Source organism: Kibdelosporangium aridum, assembly GCF_900176515.1.
GTDB lineage: Bacteria > Actinomycetota > Actinomycetes > Mycobacteriales > Pseudonocardiaceae > Kibdelosporangium > Kibdelosporangium aridum.
This window is the reverse complement of sequence record NZ_FWXV01000001.1, coordinates 197,594-215,491: the sequence shown is the minus strand read 5'-3', so window position 1 is coordinate 215,491 and position 17,898 is coordinate 197,594. Positions and strand designations below refer to the sequence as shown.

General features: G+C 68.4%; 2 protein-coding genes. Both read right to left on the bottom strand.

Annotated features, from left to right (window positions below; genetic code table 11):
• Nucleotides 1–152 precede the first annotated feature (152 nt).
• Nucleotides 153–2,501, bottom strand: a complete 2,349-nt coding sequence (locus B9C43_RS00860; RefSeq protein ID WP_084424163.1) for a PQQ-dependent sugar dehydrogenase — start codon at nt 2,499–2,501, stop codon at nt 153–155.
• 56 nt (nt 2,502–2,557) lie between these two features.
• Nucleotides 2,558–17,875, bottom strand: a complete 15,318-nt coding sequence (locus B9C43_RS00855; protein WP_084424162.1) for a type I polyketide synthase — start codon at nt 17,873–17,875, stop codon at nt 2,558–2,560.
• Nucleotides 17,876–17,898 lie beyond the last annotated feature (23 nt).

Genomic DNA, 17,898 nt, shown 5'->3' with positions numbered 1-17,898 from the left:
AATGGCAGAACAAATGAGCGCGTACTTGCCCCACAATTCACGGTGAGAATATTTCCGGCCCAGATGGGACAACACCCCTAGCCGTCCCCTAGGCAGGAATGTGGCCTCCCGGCCAGGTACGCCGGGAGGCCACGTCAGCCGCGGTCGCGCGGTCAGTTGATCACGTAGTGCACGGTGTAGGTCGCGGGCTGCTCCGGCGCCTTGATGATGCGGCTGGCACCGGCACCGTCATCCCACTTGTCGAACACCAGGACGTACGGCGGGACCTCGATCTTGCCCGCGGCGCTGACCGAGAGCGCGCTGCCGACGATCACCTTGATCGTGGAGTCGGTGACCACGCCGTAGTTGCTGACGGTCACGCCGATGCCCGGCGGGTCGGACTTGAAGGTCAGGTCCACCGTCTTCGGCTGCAGCTCGATGGTCTTGCTCGAGACGTTGCCGTCGGAGTCCTTGGCCGTCAGCGTGAGCTCCAGGTGCGACGGGTACGGATGGTCAGGTGCGGTGAACTCACCGGACGTACCCGTGAAGGTCTCGATGTCATGGCTGTGGCAGTTGCCGTCGCCCGCGCAGTGACGCATGGTCAGTTTCCAGGTCAGCGCGGACGCGGGCAGCGTGCCGTCCTTGGCGTCGGTGGCCTTGCCGGCGAAGGAGACCTTCTGGCCGACATGCCATCGCAGGTCCGTGCCCGGGGTGTCGATCACCGGTGTGGGCTCGGGTGCGGGTGCGTTGTCCACCACGATGTCGATCTTGGCGATCGAGCTCTTGCCGCCCGGGTCGGTGACCTTCAGCGCGGGCCGCACGAACTCCTTCTTCGGGTAGACCCAGACCGCCATCGGCAAACGGCTGTCGTCGAACTTGCCGTCGCCGTCGAGGTCCCACTCGTAGCGCAGCTTGTCGCCGTTCGGGTCGGTGGAGCCGCGGCCGTCGAACGTCACCAGCAGCGGTGACCGCCCGGCGGTCGGGTTGGCCTTGATCACGGCCTTCGGCTCGGCGTTCGGGTCGTTGTCGTAGGCGATCCGGCGCAGCTCACCGGTGTCGAGCGACACGTAGTACAGGGCGCCACCGGGACCGAACTCCAGCTGTACCGGCACCGACAGTCCGCTGGCGAAGGTGGTCACCTTGGCTGGGTCTGGCGCGCCGTTGGCGTCCTTGCCCATCACCCAGACACAGCCACGGGTGCTGTCGCTGAAGAACAGCGAGTTGCGGTAGGGCTCAGGCAGCGTCTTGTCGTCGGCGAAAGCGAAGCCGGACAACGAGGCACCGCTGGTGCTGGGACACGTGTCGTCCGGCGACACCTTCGCACCGTTGGTGTACTGCAACGCGGGCTTGTGGTCGCCGCCCTGTGCGTAGAGCGAGTCGCACATCGCCAGGCCAGCGGCCTGCCAGCCCGGGTGCGCGTCCTTGCCTTCGAAGCACGGCCACCCGAAGTTCGGGGCCTTCGCCGGGTCCGGCGTGAACCGGTTGATCTCGTCGGCACGCATCTCGCCGACGTCACCGACCCAGACCTCGTTGGTCTGCGGGCGAACCGCGAAGCGGAACGGGTTACGCAGGCCGTACGCCAGGATGCGCTGCTTGTTCTCGTCGGTGCTGCTGGCGTACGGGTTGCCAGCCACGCCCTTGCCCGTGGCGGGGTCGATCCGGATGACGGTGCCGTTGAGCACGGCAGACTCGCCGTCGGGGCGACGCGGTGACTGCGCACGCAGCGAACCGCCGCGTGCGTCCGGGATGGTCAGGTTGGTGCCGGCACCGCCAGGCGGGTCGGCGCACGGGTTCTTCTGCTGGCCGTAGTCGGCGAAGTTGAAGCTCGCGCCCTCACCGGCGCTCGCGTACAGCGCGCCGTCCGGGCCGAACGCGAGAGTGTCCGCGCTGTGGCTGGGGTACTGCTGGCACCAGCCGCTGACCAGCGTCTCCGGCTGGCCCGCGACGCCGTCCTGTCCCATCGTCAGCTTGACGATCCGGTTGGTGACCACGCAGCCGTCCTCGGTGTAACCGGGCGGCGACGGGCACTGGTCGTTCCACTTCGGCGCGGTCTCCCCAGGCGGGGCGTCGTGCGTGTAGAGCGCGTAGACGTACGGCTCCTGCGGGAACTTCGGGTGCACGGCAAGGCCGATGAGCCCGCGGTCCCAGCCGTTGAACACCTCTTTGCTCAGGTCGGCGAAAACCTTGGACGTGCCGGCGTCCACCTTGTCCCACACCCGGATCACGCCGGACTTGTCGCCGACGAAGGTCTTGCCGTCCGGCGCGAATGCCACCACGGTCGGCTCGGTCAGGCCCGAGATCACCGTCTCGTGCTGGAACCCGGTCGGCACGGTGACCGCCGCGGCGGCCGCCCGCTGCGCGTTGTCACGCTGGGGGTAGAACACCGACTCGTCGGGCATGCGCACCTGCCCAGGGGCTGCCGCGCCGACCACTCCGGTCAGCATGGTCGTCCCCAGGACCAGCGCGGCCAGCACCGCGAGCGGCGTCAGCCGCGTTCGCGATTTCGTTCGCAGGAAACTCATGCCAATGATCTGCTTTCTTTTCAGTGGACATCGTCGTCACAGGGAATTCGGCGGTTTCACGCCTTCAGTTCGTTGTCGATGAAATCGAAAATCTCATCGTCGGACGCGGCGTCGATCTTCTCGGCGATTCCGTTCGTCACCGCTGTCCCGCCGTATCTCGCCGCGAGTGCGGTGAGCCGCTCGGCCAACTCGGCACGCGCCGCGTCGTCCAGCGTCATCGCGGCCAGCTCCAGGTCCAAGCGATCGAGCTTGCCCCGCAGTGGCGGCGCCGCTGCCGTGGCCACGCCGTCGGACGGCATGGCCTCGGCGAGATACTCCGCGACCAGTTCGGGAGCCGGGTAGTCGAAGATCAACGTGGCGGGAAGGCGTTGACCGGTCGCCGCGTTGAGCCGGTTGCGCAGCTCGATCCCGGTGAGCGAGTCGAAACCCATTTCGAGGAATCCACGCCGCGGATCCACCGCGGCCGCACTCTGGTGGCCAAGCACCGTGGCCACGTGCCCTGCCACGAGGTCGAGCAGAACGGCGGCCCGCCCGTCCGCGTCGAGCCCAGCCAGCCGCTCCAGCAACGCGGAACGCTCGCGCCCGCCGCCGTCGGTCGCCGACGTCGTGTCCACGGCCCGGCGTCGGGCAGGCAGCCGGACAAGTCCGCTCAGCAGCGCGGGCAAAGTGCCTTCCTTCGCCTGGTTCCGCAGCACGGCGAGGTCCATCGGAGACGGCACGAGCACAGGTTCGTTGCGCCGCAAGGCTTCGTCGAACAGGGCGAGTCCCTCCTCATCGGAGATCGCGATGCCGCCGTCCCTGGCGATCCGGCTCAGGTCCGCCTCGCCGAGGGTGCCGGTCATCTCGCTGGTCGTCGCCCAGAAGCCCCAATCCAGGGAGATGGCAGGCAGTCCGTGTGCCCGGCGATGCTGAGCGAGCGCGTCCAGCACCGAGTTCGAGGCCGCGTAGTTGGCCTGTCCCTGGCTGCCGTAGACCGCGGCGCCCGATGAGAACAGCACGAACGCCGACAGGTCCATGTCCTGCGTCAGCTCGTGCAGGTGGATGGCCGCATCTGCCTTGGGCCGCAGGGTCTTGTCCACCCGCTCCGGCGTGAAGGAGGTGAAGAGGCCGTCATCGAGGACAGCCGCGGTGTGCACGACGGCCGTCAGCGGATGTTCGGCCGGGACGGACTCCAGCAGGTCGGCTACCGCGGCACGCTCGGACACGTCACAGCCGACGATCGTCACGTTCGCGCCCAGCTCGGCCAGTTCCGCCCGCAGTTGCTCCGCACCTGGCGCCTCGGGTCCACGCCTGCTGGCCAGCAGCAGATGGCGGACACCGCACCGGTCGACGAGGTGCCGGGACAGCAAGCGGCCCAATGTGCCGGTGCCGCCCGTGATCAGAACCGTCCCTTGTGGATCGACGGTCACCGGCTCCGCTTCGGCCGGGCTGGCCAGTGCCAGCCTGGGCACGAGCAGTTCACCCTGGCGTACAGCGAGTTCCGGTTCGCCTGTGGCAACCGCCGCGGCCAATGCCGCCGTGGATGCCGGGTGGTCGTCGATGTGCACCAGCACGAGACGGCCGGGGTTTTCCGAGCTGGCCGAGCGGATCAGCCCGGTGATCGCGGACTGGCCGAGGTCGGTCACGTCCTCGCCCGCCGACACCGCCAGCGCACCGCGCACGACGATGGCGAGCCTGGAGTCGGCGAACCTCTCGTCGGCCAGCCATTGCTGGGTCAACTCCAGCACGTGGCTGGTCGCCGCGCGGACCGCTTCGGTCAGCTCACCTTGACTGGCGGGACACGCGAGAAGCACCACCGCGGGCGTGGCTTGCGTTGCCAGCTTCGCGAAATCGGGATACTGCGTGACTCCGAGGTCCAGGTGGTCGTCACCGACCAGTACGAGCGTGCCTTGTGCCTGGGCAGGTGGCACTGGCGTCCAGGTCAGGCGGTAGAGCGAGTCCTGCCCGGCGGATCGTGCCGCGGCCAGGTGTGCTGCCGTGACCGGCCGGGCCACCAGCGATTCGATTGTGGCCACCGCGTTTCCGGACTGGTCGGCCACATCGACGGTCACCGCGTCCTGCCCAGCGGACGTCACCCGGACCCGCAGCGCCGCGGCACCTGCGGCGTGCAGGGTGACACCGGTCCACACCAGCGGCAGCCTGGCTTGGCCGTCCTCGTCGAACCCGCCGAGCTCGGTCGTCTGCATCGCGGCGTCCAACAGCGCCGGGTGCAGGCCGTATCGGTCCGCGGTGAAGCGCTGGCCTTCGGGCAAGGCGACTTCGGCGAAGACCTCGTCGCCGCGCCGCCATGCGGCCTGCATGCCACGGAAAGCCGGGCCGTAGTCGTAGCCCTGCTTGCCGAGGCCTTCGTAGAACTCAGTCACGTCAACGGGTTCAGCGCCCGGAGGTGGCCAGCTGGTGAGATCTGCCGCGGCATCGGGTGCGGTCGGGCTGAGCACACCAGCGGCGTGCCGCACCCATTCCCCTTCACCGATCCTGGAGTACAGGCGCACGGCACGGCGTCCGCCCTCCCCGGGCTCCGCGACCACGAGCTGCAGCTGCACGCCGCCGCTTTCCGGCAGTACCAGCGGAGTCTCCATCGCGAGTTCCTCGATGTGACCGCACCCGACGTGGTCACCGGCCCGGATCGCGAGTTCGAGGTACGCGGTACCCGGCAGCAGTACGACGCCCGAGACGGCGTGGTCGGCCAGCCAGGGGTGGCTGTTCAGCGAGACCTTGCCGGTGAAGACGAGTCCTTCGCCGTCGGCCAACTCGACAGCGGCACCCAGCAGCGGGTGATCCGTGGAGCTCAGGCCCGCCGATTCGACGTCGCCGATCCCACCCGGCTGCTCCGGCCAGAACCGCTGCCGCTGGAACGGGTACGTCGGCAGGTCCGGCGGGACAGTTCCAGCGTTGGCTACGACTTGCTGCCAGTTCACGTCCGCGCCCGCGCAGAACGCTTCGGCCGCCGACAGCAGGAGCCGTCGCAGGCCACCCTCGTCACGGCGCAGCGTGCCGACGACCGCGGCTTCGTCCACGGTGTCCTGGATCGCCATCGTCAGTACCGGGTGGGCACTGACCTCGACGAACAGCTGATGTCCTTCGGCAGCCAGGTGTTCGACGGCCGCGGCGAACTGCACGGTCTGCCGGAGGTTGCGGTACCAGTACTCACCGGTCAGCGCGGTGGTGTCCAGCCACTCGGAGTCCACAGTGGAGTAGAAGGGAACCCGGCCGGACCGCGGCTTGACCGAAGCCAGCAACTCGGCCAGCTCGGACTCGATCCGTTCGACATGCGCCGAGTGCGACGCGTAGTCCACCGCGACCATCCGTGCTCGCACGCCATCGGCCTCGCATGCGGCCATCACCTCGGCCAACGCTTCAGGATCACCGGACAGCACAGTGGCGTTCGGACCGTTGACCGCTGCCACCGACACCCGGTCATTGAGCCGTTGAGTCACCTCGGCCAACGGAGCTGCGACCGAGAGCATCCCACCAGCCCCAGCCAGGCCAGCCGCGATCGCCTGGCTGCGCAACGCCACAACCTTCGCACCGTCACTCAGGCTCAACCCACCAGCAACCACCGCAGCGGCGATCTCGCCCTGCGAATGTCCAACAACGGCACCCGGTGCGACACCCAGGGACTCCCACACCGCGGCCAGCGACACCATCACCGCCCACAACACCGGCTGCACCACGTCAACCCTGGACAGCGCGGCCTCATCGTCGAGGACGTCCAGCAATGCCCAATCAGTGAACGGCGCCAACGCGACCGCGCACTCGGCCATTCGCTCCGCGAACACCGGGCTCTCGTCCAGCAACTGGGCCGCCATGCCCACCCACTGGGAACCCTGGCCAGGGAAGACGAACACCACTCGATCGACATCCGATGCGACGCCCCGTACGACACCGGCGGGGCTCTCACCAGCCGCGACCGCGGCCATCAACTCCGCATGGTCCGGGCCTACAACCACCGCACGGTGATCAAACGCCGAACGCCCAGCCAAACCGACAGCGACATCGCCGATCGCACGATCCCGGCCGTATCCGGCGACCCGGTCGGCAAACGCATTCAGCGCACCCGCGGACTTCGCCGAGATCACCCATGGCACGACGGCGCGAGGAGTCACCTCGACAGGCTCGGCCTTCGGTGCCTGCTCCAGAATCACGTGCGCGTTCGTCCCGCTGATGCCGAACGACGACACACCGGAACGCCTCGGCCGACCGGTCTCCGGCCACTCGACGGCTTCCAGGGCGAGTCGCACGGCACCCGACGACCAATCCACGTGCGGAGTCGGCTCACTCACGTGCAGGGTCGCCGGGACTACGCCGTGCTGCATCGCCATGACCATCTTCATCACACCGGCAACACCCGCGGCGGCCTGCGTGTGTCCCAGGTTCGACTTCACCGAACCCAACCACAACGGCCTCTCGCGGTCCTGGCCGTAGGTTGCCAGAAGCGCCTGCGCCTCAATCGGATCACCCAGCGAAGTACCGGTCCCGTGGGCTTCGACAACGTCCACATCGGACGTTGACAGCCCGGCACTGGCCAAGGCAGCCCGAATCACGCGCTGCTGCGAAGGTCCATTCGGTGCCGTCAGACCATTCGACGCACCATCCTGATTCACCGCCGAACCACGCACCACAGCCAGGATGTTCCGGCCATTGCGCTGGGCATCGGACAGCCGCTCCAACAGCACCATGCCGACGCCTTCAGCCGAACCGAACCCGTCAGCGTCGGCCGAGAACGCCTTGCAGCGGCCGTCCACCGCCAGGCCACGCTGGCGCGAGAACTCCACGAACATGTCCGGCGACGCCATCACCACAACACCACCAGCCAACGCCAACCCACACTCACCACGCCGCAACGACTGCACAGCCAAATGCAAAGCCACCAGTGAGGACGAGCACGCGGTATCGATGGTCACCGCAGGGCCTTCCAGGCCCAGCAGGTACGACACTCGACCGGAGGCCACGCTAGCGGTGTTGCCGACACCGACGTAGACGCTGTCGGGCGCCTGGTTCAGCTGGTCAGCGTAGTCCTGATAGGACATTCCGAAGAACACGCCGGAGGCGCTGCCTGCCAGGGAAAGCGGGTCGATGCCCGCGCGCTCGAACGCCTCCCACGAGGTCTCCAGCAACAACCGCTGCTGCGGATCCATCGCCAACGCCTCACGCGGGGAGATCCCGAAGAAGCCGGGGTCGAACTCGCCGGCCCTGTGCAGGAACCCACCCTTGCGGGAGTAGGTCTTGCCCTCGGCCGCCGGGTCGGGGTCGTACAGCGCTTCCACGTCCCAGCCACGGTTGACCGGGAAGTCCGTGACCCCCTCGCCGCCCTCGGCCAGCATCCGCCACAGGTCTTCCGGGCTTTCCACGTCTCCCGGGTAGCGGCAGCTCATCGCCACGATCGCGATCGGTTCGTCCACCGCGACAGCGGTTGCCGAGGCGGCGGGCTTGGCCTCCTGCTCCCCCAGCAGTTCCTTGCGCAGGTGCGTCACCAACGCGGCAGACGAGGGGAAGTCGAAGATCAGCGTCGCGGGCAGCCGCAACCCGGTCACCGAATTCAACCGGTTGCGCAACTCCACCGCGGTCACCGAGTCAAACCCGAGATCCCGGAACGCCTTCTTGACCTCGATCCGTTCCGCGTCGGCGTGCCCGAGCACGGTCGCGATCTGGCCACGGACGATCTTCACCAGTTCGCGTTCCTGGTCGGCCGGGGACAACTGCGCCAGCCGCGCGCCCAGTTCCGACGGCGATCCGGCCGTCGCCTTGGCCGGGGAGGCAGCCCCGACCATGTCGCCCGCGGCACCGGACGCGAGCATCCGCTGCACGTCGTCGACGCCGTGCAGGAACGGCCGGGCCCGTGAGGAGGTGAACGCCAGGAAGAACCGTTCCCAGTCGATCTCGGCGACAGTCAGGAAGGTCTCGTCGTGGTCGAGCGCTTGCTGCATGATCGCGAGTGACAGCTCGGGGCTGACGTCCTTGAGCCCGTGCCTGCGGGACAGCTCACCGCCGTCACCTTCGGCCATGCCGCCGCCGGCCCACGGCCCCCACGCGAGCGAAGTCGCCGTAAGCCCATGTGCCCTGCGCTGCTGGGCGAAGGCGTCGAGGAACGCGTTTCCTGGCGCGTAGTTGCCTTGTCCCGGGCCGCCTGTGGTACCCGCGAAGGACGAGAACACCACGAACGCCGACAGGGACATGTCCGCGGTCAGCTCGTGCAGGTTCTGTGTCCCACCGACCTTGACCCGGGTCACCCGGTCGATCTGCTCGGTGGTGAGGGAATCGATCAGGCTGTCGTCCAGGACGGCCGCGACGTGGAACACAGCGGTGACGGGATGCTCGGCGAGCACCGCGGACAGCGAGTCACGGTCGGAGATGTCGCAGGCGGCGATCGTCACGCGGCTGCCGAGTTCCACCAGCTCGTCGTGAAGTTCCGTCGCGCCAGGGGCTTGCATGCCACGGCGGCTGGTGATGAGCACGTGCTCTGCGCCATTGCGGGCGAGCCAGCGCGCGACGTGCGCGCCCAGAGCACCGGTGCCGCCAGTGACGAGAACTGTGCCTTCCGGCCGCCACGAACGCACAGGAGTCTTGCCGCGCAACGGCGTCCGAACCAGGCGGCGGACGAGCGGAGTCCCTCCTCGCACGGCGAGCTGGTCTTCCTCAGCCGCGTTGCCGAGCGCGTTCGCGAGCCCGGCGAGGTAGCGGTCTTCCACTGTGGACGGAAGGTCTACCAGGCCGCCCCAGCGTTCCGGGTGCTCGAGCCCGACGACCCGGCCGAAGCCCCATACCTGCGCCTGCCCAGGGTTTCGTGGCGCCTCCGTCGGAGCCACCGACACCGCGCCGTCGCTGGCGCACCACAGCAATGCCTGCACGCCCGCGTCACCGAGTGCCTGCACCAGGGCAACAGTCAACGCGAGGCCGATCGGCGCGGCCGGATACTTGCCGTGGCCGCGCTCGTCGAACGCGAGCAGTGAGAGCACACCGCTGGGAACGACACCGTCTTCAAGCAGCACACGCAGCTTGCTCGCCAGGACCGCGCGATCCGTGTCGGTCTCGTTGAGCTGCAAGTGCCGCACTGCCGCACCGGCGCGTGTGATGGCGTCCAGTGCGCCCTGCACCCATGGGTGTTCGGCGTCGGACGACACAACCAGCCAAGTTCCGGTCAGCGTCGCCGGAGTCGCCGGGTCGAGCGTCTGCCAGACGACTCCGTACCGCTTGTCGTCCATCTCGGCCTGACGCTGGTTGCCCCGGTACCAGGAGGACAGCGCGGGCAGGACCGCTTCCAGCGACTGGTCTGCGGGCACATCGAGCGTGCGGGCCAGCTCGGCGAGATCTTCTTGCTGCACGGCCGCCCAGAACCGGGAGTCCACCGAAGGACCTGCCTCGGCGGGCACGGACGGTTCGGCTTCCGTCAGCCAGTACCTCAGTCGCTGGAAGGGATACGTGGGCAGGTCCGCAGGCCTGGTTCCGGCATTGGCCGTGACCTGCTGCCAGTTCACCCGCGCACCGGCGCAGAAGGCTTCGGCCACCGACAGCATCAGCCGTCGCAGGTCGCCTTCGTCACGGCGCAGCGTGCCGACAACCGCCGCCTCCGCCTCAGCGGCTTCCACAGTGTCCTGGATCGCCATTGCCAGCACCGGGTGTGCGCTGACCTCGACGAACAGCTGACGACCCGCACCAGCCAGGTGCTCGACCGCCGCGGCGAACTGCACAGTCTGCCTGAGGTTCCGATACCAATACTCACCAGTCAGCGCAGTGGTATCCAACCACCCCGAGTCCACAGTGGAATAGAACGGAACCCGGCCGGACTGCGGCCGAACCGGAGCCAACAACTCAGCCAACTCCGACTCGATCCGCTCCACATGCGCAGAATGCGACGCATAATCCACCGCCACCATCCGAGCCCGGATCCCATCCGCCTCACACCCGGCCATGACCTCGGCCAACGCTTCCGGATCACCTGACAGGACAGTGGCATTCGGGCCGTTGACCGCCGCAACCGACACTCGGTCATTAAGCCGCCCGGTCACCTCGGCCAACGGAGCCGCAACCGACAACATCCCACCAGCACCAGCCAGCCCGGCCGCGATCGCCTGACTCCGCAACGCCACAACCCGCGCACCATCACCCAGACTCAACCCACCAGCAACCACCGCTGCCGCGATTTCGCCCTGTGAGTGCCCCAGAACGGCACCGGGCGCCACTCCGAAGGACTCCCACACCGCAGCCAGCGACACCATCACCGCCCACAACACCGGCTGCACAACATCAACCCGCGCCAACGCCGCCTCGTCGCCCAGAACGTCCAGCAGCGACCAGTCAATGAATGGCGCCAACGCGGCCGCGCATTCACGCATCCGCTCGGCGAACACAGGCGAGCTCTCAAGCAGGTCCAGCGCCATGCCAACCCACTGGGAACCCTGGCCTGGGAACACGAACACCACGCGGTTGACCGGGGAGCTCACGCCCTGCACCACACCGGCAGGGCTCTCACCAGCCGCGACCGCGGCCATCAACTCCGCGTGATCCGGGCCCAACACCACCGCACGGTGATCAAACGCCGAACGCCCAGCCAACCCAGCGGCAACGTCACCAACCGCAGGCCCCCGGCCATATGCAGCGACCTTGTCGGCGAACGCGTTCAGCGCCTCCGCGGACTTCGCCGAAATGACCCACGGCACGACCTCACCAGGAGTTGCTGGCACCGGTGGTTTTTCCGGCGCCTGCTCCAGAATCACGTGCGCGTTCGTCCCGCTGATACCGAACGAGGACACACCAGAACGCCTCGGCCGACCGGTCTCCGGCCACTCCACCGCGTCCAACGCCAGCCGTACCGCCCCAGCGGACCAGTCGATGTGCGGTGACGGTTCGCTGACATGCAGCGTCGCGGGAATCATCCCGTGCTGCATGGCCATGACCATCTTCATCACACCGGCAACACCCGCGGCGGCCTGCGTGTGTCCGAGGTTCGATTTCACCGAACCCAACCACAACGGCCTCTCGCGGTCCTGGCCGTAGGTTGCCTGTAGCGCCTGCGCCTCAATCGGATCGCCGAGGGTCGTGCCCGTGCCGTGCGCCTCGACAACGTCCACATCGGCAGGCTCAAGCCCGGCGCTCGCGAGAGCAGACCGGATCACTCGCTGCTGCGAAGGACCGTTCGGTGCCGTCAGACCATTCGACGCACCATCCTGATTCACCGCCGAACCACGAACCACAGCCAGGATGTTCCGGTCATTGCGCTGAGCATCCGACAACCGCTCCAGCACCAACAACCCGACGCCTTCGGCGGATCCAAAACCGTCAGCATCGGCCGAGAACGCCTTGCAGCGGCCGTCCACCGCCAGACCACGCTGACGCGAGAACTCCACAAACATGTCCGGCGAAGCCATCACCACAGCGCCACCAGCCAACGCCAACCCACACTCACCACGCCGCAACGACTGCACAGCCAGATGCAAAGCCACCAACGACGACGAACACGCCGTGTCAATCGTCACCGCAGGGCCTTCCAGGCCCAATGAGTACGCCACCCGGCCGGAGGCGACGCTCAGTGAGGTGCCGTTGCCCGTGTAGGCCTCGAGGTCCTCGGGGATGCGGTTCAGCCGGGTCGCGTAGTCCTGATAGGACATCCCGACGAAGACACCGGACGCACTGCCGGACAGCGAGATCGGATCGATCCCGGCGCGCTCGAACGCCTCCCACGAGGTCTCCAGCAACAACCGCTGCTGCGGGTCCATCGCCAACGCCTCACGCGGCGAGATCCCGAAGAACTCCGCGTCGAAGTCGGCGGCGTCGTACAGGAATCCACCGCGACTGGTGTAGGTGGTGCCGCTCTGGCTCGGGTCGGACGAGGACAGCCCGGCGAGGTCCCAGCCCCGGTCGACCGGGAAGTCCCCGATCCCCTCACGTCCGTCGGCCAGCAGCTGCCACAGCTCCTCGGGCGTGCTGATCCCACCGGGGAAACGGCAGCTCATCGCCACGATCGCGATCGGCTCGTCCACCGCGGCCGCCGTAGCCGGAGCTGCCGCCGCGGCCTGCTCACCCAGAAGCTCGCGGCGCAGGTAGGAAACCAGTGCCATGGGCGACGGGAAGTCGAAGATCAGCGTCGCGGGCAGCCGCAACCCGGTCACCGAATTCAACCGGTTACGCAACTCCACCGCGGTCACCGAGTCGAACCCGAGATCCCGGAACGCTTTCCGGTCTTCCACGGCGTCCGCGCCACTGTGCCCCAGCACAGCCGCAGCCTGTCCACGAACCAACTCCAGCAGCACGCGGTCACGCTCGTCCGCGGACAGCGTGGCAAGCCGGTCCGCCAGTGACCCGTCACCCACAACAGCACTCGCCGCGCGCCGGGGCGCACGGACCAGACCACGCAGCAACCTGGGCAGCGTGTCCGGCTGGGCGCGCAGCGTCGCCCGGTCGAGCACCATCGGCAGCAGCACTGGGTCGTCCGCGCCCAATGCCACGTCGAACAGGGCGAGGCCTTGCTCCGGTGTCATCGGGACCTGTCCCTCGCGGGACAGTCGCAGCAAGTCTACTTCGGACAGTCGCTCGGTCATGCCGACGCCACCGCCCCAGACACCCCACGCCAGCGACACTGCGGGCAGCCCGTCAGCGACTCGCTGACGGGCAAGCGCGTCAAGGAAAGCGTTGGCGGCGGCATAGTTGGCGACACCCGCGCCGCCAACAGTGCCAGCGACCGACGAGAACAGCACAAAGGCCGTCAAACCCGAGTCACGGGTGAGCTCATGCAGGTTGATCGCGCCATCGACCTTCGGCCGCAACGCCGCTGAGAGCCGCTCAGGGGTAAGCGCGCCGACGACGCCGTCGTCGAGCACTGCCGCGCTGTGCACCACAGCGGTGAGGTCCGGGATTCCGGCGATCAGTGCCGCGGCCGCGTCCCGATCGGTGATGTCACACGCGGCGACCGTGACCTCGACATCCTGATTGGACAGTTCCGCGTGCAGATCGGCAGCACCGGGAGCGCCAATGCCACGGCGGCTGGCAAGCACGAGCTTGCGGACACCGTGCTTGGCGACCAGGTGGCGAGACACCAGAGCACCAAGCCCGTTGGTACCGCCGACAACCAGCACAGTGCCGGCCGCGCCAAGGGTTTGCGCTGCAGGAGGGCTGACCCTGGCCAGCTTCGGCAGCAGCACGGCTCCCTCACGGATGACGACCTCGGGGTTGCCTGAGCCGATCGCCGCAGGCAGTGCTGCCGCGGAGGACGGATGGTCGTCGACATCGACGAGCACGAACCGGCCGGGGTTCTCCACCTCGGCGGACCGCACCAGGCCCCAGATCGACGCCTGAGCCGTGGCCACTGGCGCACCGAACACCGCGTTGCTGGTGAGCACCACCAGCTTCGCGTCCGCCCGGCCGTCGGCCAGCCAGCCCTGGACAGTCGCGAGGGCTCGGGCAACGGTGTCGTGTACCTGCTCGGTCGCGTCGGTGAACGACACGATCTCGTGGTCCGGCAGATCACCCGACGACAGGGCACCGGCCGTCCATTCGAGACGGAACAACGAGTCCGGCGGCACGTGGCCGGCCTGCTCGACCACGATCGGCCGAGTCACCATGGAATCGACCGAGAGAACGGGCATCCCTGCCGAGTCCACGACCCGAACGCGCACGGAGTCCGGCCCAGTGCGAGTGATCCGGGCGCGGACCGCGGTCGCGCCTACGGCATGCAGGGCGACGCCGGACCAAGCGAACGGCATACGCGCGGGACCGGCGACCGGCCAGGCGAGTTCAGTGGCCTGCAGCACGGCGTCCAGCAGCACAGGGTGCATCCCGAACCCGGCGGCCTGCGTGTCCTGCGGCAGTACGGCTTCGGCGAAAACCTCGTCCTCACGCGACCACGCGGCGCGCAATCCTTGGAACGCAGGCCCGTAAACGCAGTCCTGCGCGGCAAATCGGTCGTACAAGCCGTCAACCGGAAGCGGCTCGGCAGCAGGCGGCCATTCGTCGAGACCTTCGCCAGCGGCAGTCGAATGACCCAGCACTCCGGAGGCGTGCCGGGACCACGCCCCCTCAGCGGGCCTCGAGTGCACCAGCAAGGTCCGCCGCCCGGCTTCGTCGGCGTTGCTCACGCTCAGCTGGAGCTCCACAGCAGCGTGCTCCGGCACGACCAGCGGTGCTTCGAGGGTGAGCTCTTCGAGCAGATCGGCCCCGATCAGACTGCCGACGTGCAGGGCGAGTTCGACGAACGCCGTGCTCGGCAGCAGGATGTTGCCCGCGACGGCGTGATCGGCCAGCCACGGGTGGGTCGCGACGGACAGGCTCGCGGTGAACAGCTGCGCGTCGTCGCTCGCCACCCCGACGACCGCGCCGAGCATCGGGTGCCCTGCTGGGCTCAAACCATGGGCGGCCAGGTCGGCCGGGTTGCTGTTGCCCGCGTCGAGCCAGAACCGTTCCCGTTGGAAGGCGTAGTTGGGCAACGCGACCTGACGTGTCGCCGGGAGGTGATCGCTCCAGTCGACCGGCACGCCACGGACGTAGGCCTCGGCGAACGAAGTCAGTACGCGGTCCAGCCCGCCATCAGCGCGCCGCAGGGTGCCCAGCGCGGCCGCGTCGGCTCCGGCCGACTCGATCGTGTCCTGGATCGCCGCGGTGAGTACGGGATGAGCGCTGATCTCGATGAAGGCGCCGTGACCGGCGTCGAGCACGGCACGGACGGATTCGGCGAACCGGACGGTCTGCCGCAGGTTTCGGTACCAGTACGTGCCATCCAGTGCGGGCGCTGCCAGCCATGACTGGTCCACAGTGGAGTAGAACGGGATCCGCGGCGTACGTGGATCGATCGGAGCGAGCACATCGAGCAGGTGCTCCTCCAGCTCAGCCACTTGCGCGGAGTGCGAGGCGTAGTCCACCGGAACCATCCGCGCGCGGACACCGTCGGCCTCGCAGGCCGTCTGCATCTCCGCCAGAGCGTCCGGGTCACCGGAGACCACCACGGCGGCAGGGCCGTTGACCGCAGCCACCGACAGCCGTTCACCCCAGCGGGCGAGCCGCTTTTCCACCTCGGCCACCGGCGCGGCCACGGACATCATCCCGCCCCGGCCCGCCAGGCTCGCCGCGATGGCTTGGCTGCGCAACGCCACCACCCAGGCCGCGTCCTCCAGCGTCAACGCGCCCGCGACACATGCCGCGGCGATCTCGCCCTGCGAGTGGCCGATGACCGCGGCAGGCTCCACACCGGCCGCGCGCCACACCTCGGCGAGGGAAACCATGACCGCCCACAGCAGCGGCTGGACGACGTCCACGCGCTGCCAGTGCGGGTCCTGCGCATCGGCTGCCAGTACGTCGAAGGGTGACCACTCGACGAACTGTTCCAGCGCGGCAACGCATTCCCGCATCCGTTTGGCGAACACCGGTGAGCTGTCGAGCAGGTCCAGCGCCATCCCGGTCCACTGCGAACCCTGACCGGGGAACACGAAGACGACCTGGTCGGCGTTCTCGGCCACGGTTCCTGCCGGTGCAGTTCCGGCGGCGATGCCGTCCAGTGCGTCAAGAAGCGCGTCCGTGTCCGGTCCGATCACGACCGCGCGGTGTTCGTACGCCGTCCTGCTCGTGGCGAGCGCGGCGCCGATTTCCGCCGCGGTTCCCGGCTGCCATTCGGCTACAAAGGACTTGAGCTTGGCTGCCTGAGCCTGCAGGGCCGCGGCCGAACGGGCGGACAGCACCCACGGAACCAAGCCGGCGCTGTCGTTTTCGGGCTCTGGCTGAACATCGGCGTCGGGCAGTTCGAGGATCGTGTGCGCGTTGGTCCCGCTCATGCCGAACGACGAGATCGCCGCACGACGCGGGCGCCCAGTCTCCGGCCAGTCCGTCGTCGCGGTGACCAAGCGAACCGCACCCGCCGACCAGTTGACGTACTCGGTGGGCTTGTCCACGTGCAGGGTGCGCGGGACGACACCGTGCGCCATCGCCTGGACCATCTTGATCACGCCGGCCATTCCGGCAGCCGCCTGGGTGTGCCCGATGTTCGACTTGACCGAACCGAGCAGCAGCGGACGTTCGGCGTCGCGGTCCCGCCCGTACGTGGCCAGCAGCGCCTGGGCCTCGATCGGGTCGCCGAGCTTCGTGCCGGTGCCGTGTGCCTCCACGACGTCCACTTCGGACGACTCCAGCCCGGCGGCGGCCAGTGCTTCCCGGATGACACGCTGCTGAGCCTGACCATTCGGCGCGGTCAGGCCGTTGCTGGCGCCGTCGGAGTTGACCGCGGACCCACGCACGATGGCGAGCACCTGGTGGCCGTTGCGTTGCGCGTCGGAAAGCCGCTCCACCAGCACAATGCCCGCGCCTTCACCCCACCCGGTGCCGTCGGCGGCCGCGGCGAAGGGCTTGCAGCGCCCGTCAACCGCCAGGCCTTGCTGACGGCTGAACGCGACGAACGAAGCCGGGCTGGACATCACCGCCACACCACCGGCCAGCGCGAGATCGCACTCGTGGTTCTGCAGCGACTTCACCGCGAGGTGCAGGGCGACCAGCGACGACGAGCACGCGGTGTCCACTGTGACAGCCGGGCCCCGTAAGCCGAACGCGTACGCCACACGACCGGAGGCGACACTGGCCGCGGTCCCCGTGACCAGGTAACCCTCCAGGCCGTCCTTGGCGTCATGGGTCCGAGGGCCGTACTCGTGGTTCTCCGCGCCGACGAACACGCCGACCCGGGTGTCGCGCACCGAGGCCAGGTCGAGCCCGGCGTTCTCGAAGGTCTCCAGCGAGACCTCGAGCAGCAGCCGCTGCTGTGGGTCCATCGCAAGCGCTTCACGCGGGTTGATGCCGAAGAACCCGGCGTCGAACTTGTCCACGTCAGGCAGGAAACCGCCCTGCCGCGTGGTGCTGACCGCGCTTTGCCCGTCGTCCGCGCCGAACAGCGCGTCCAGGTCCCAGCCACGGTTCTCGGGGAACCCGTGGATGGCGTCGGTCTCGTTGGCGACCAACTCCCAGAACTGCTCGGGCGTCTGGGCACCGCCGGGGAACCGGCACGCCATCGCGACGATCGCGATCGGATCGTCGTCCTGTGCCGTGCGGGTGGCCACCGTGTCGGCAGCGGAGTCCGTTCGTCCCAGCAGTTCCTCACCGATGTACTCGGCCACTGCCGTCACCGTCGGGTAGTCGAACGCGAGCGTGACGGGGAGATCCAGTGCTGTCTCGGTGACCAGCCTGCGGTGCAGCGCAACCGCTGCCATCGAGTCGAACCCGAGATCCAGCAACACAGTGCGGGCGCCGACCGCCTGCGCGTCGATACCGTCGAGCACCTCGATGACCTGGTCGCGCACCAACTGGATCAGCAGGTGCCTGCGCTGGTTCGCCGACGCCGCCGCCAGCCGGTCGCGCAACGCGGCCGCCCGGACGGAGTTCTCTCCAGCGAAATCATCCGAACTGGCCATCGCCAACTACTCCCCACACACCT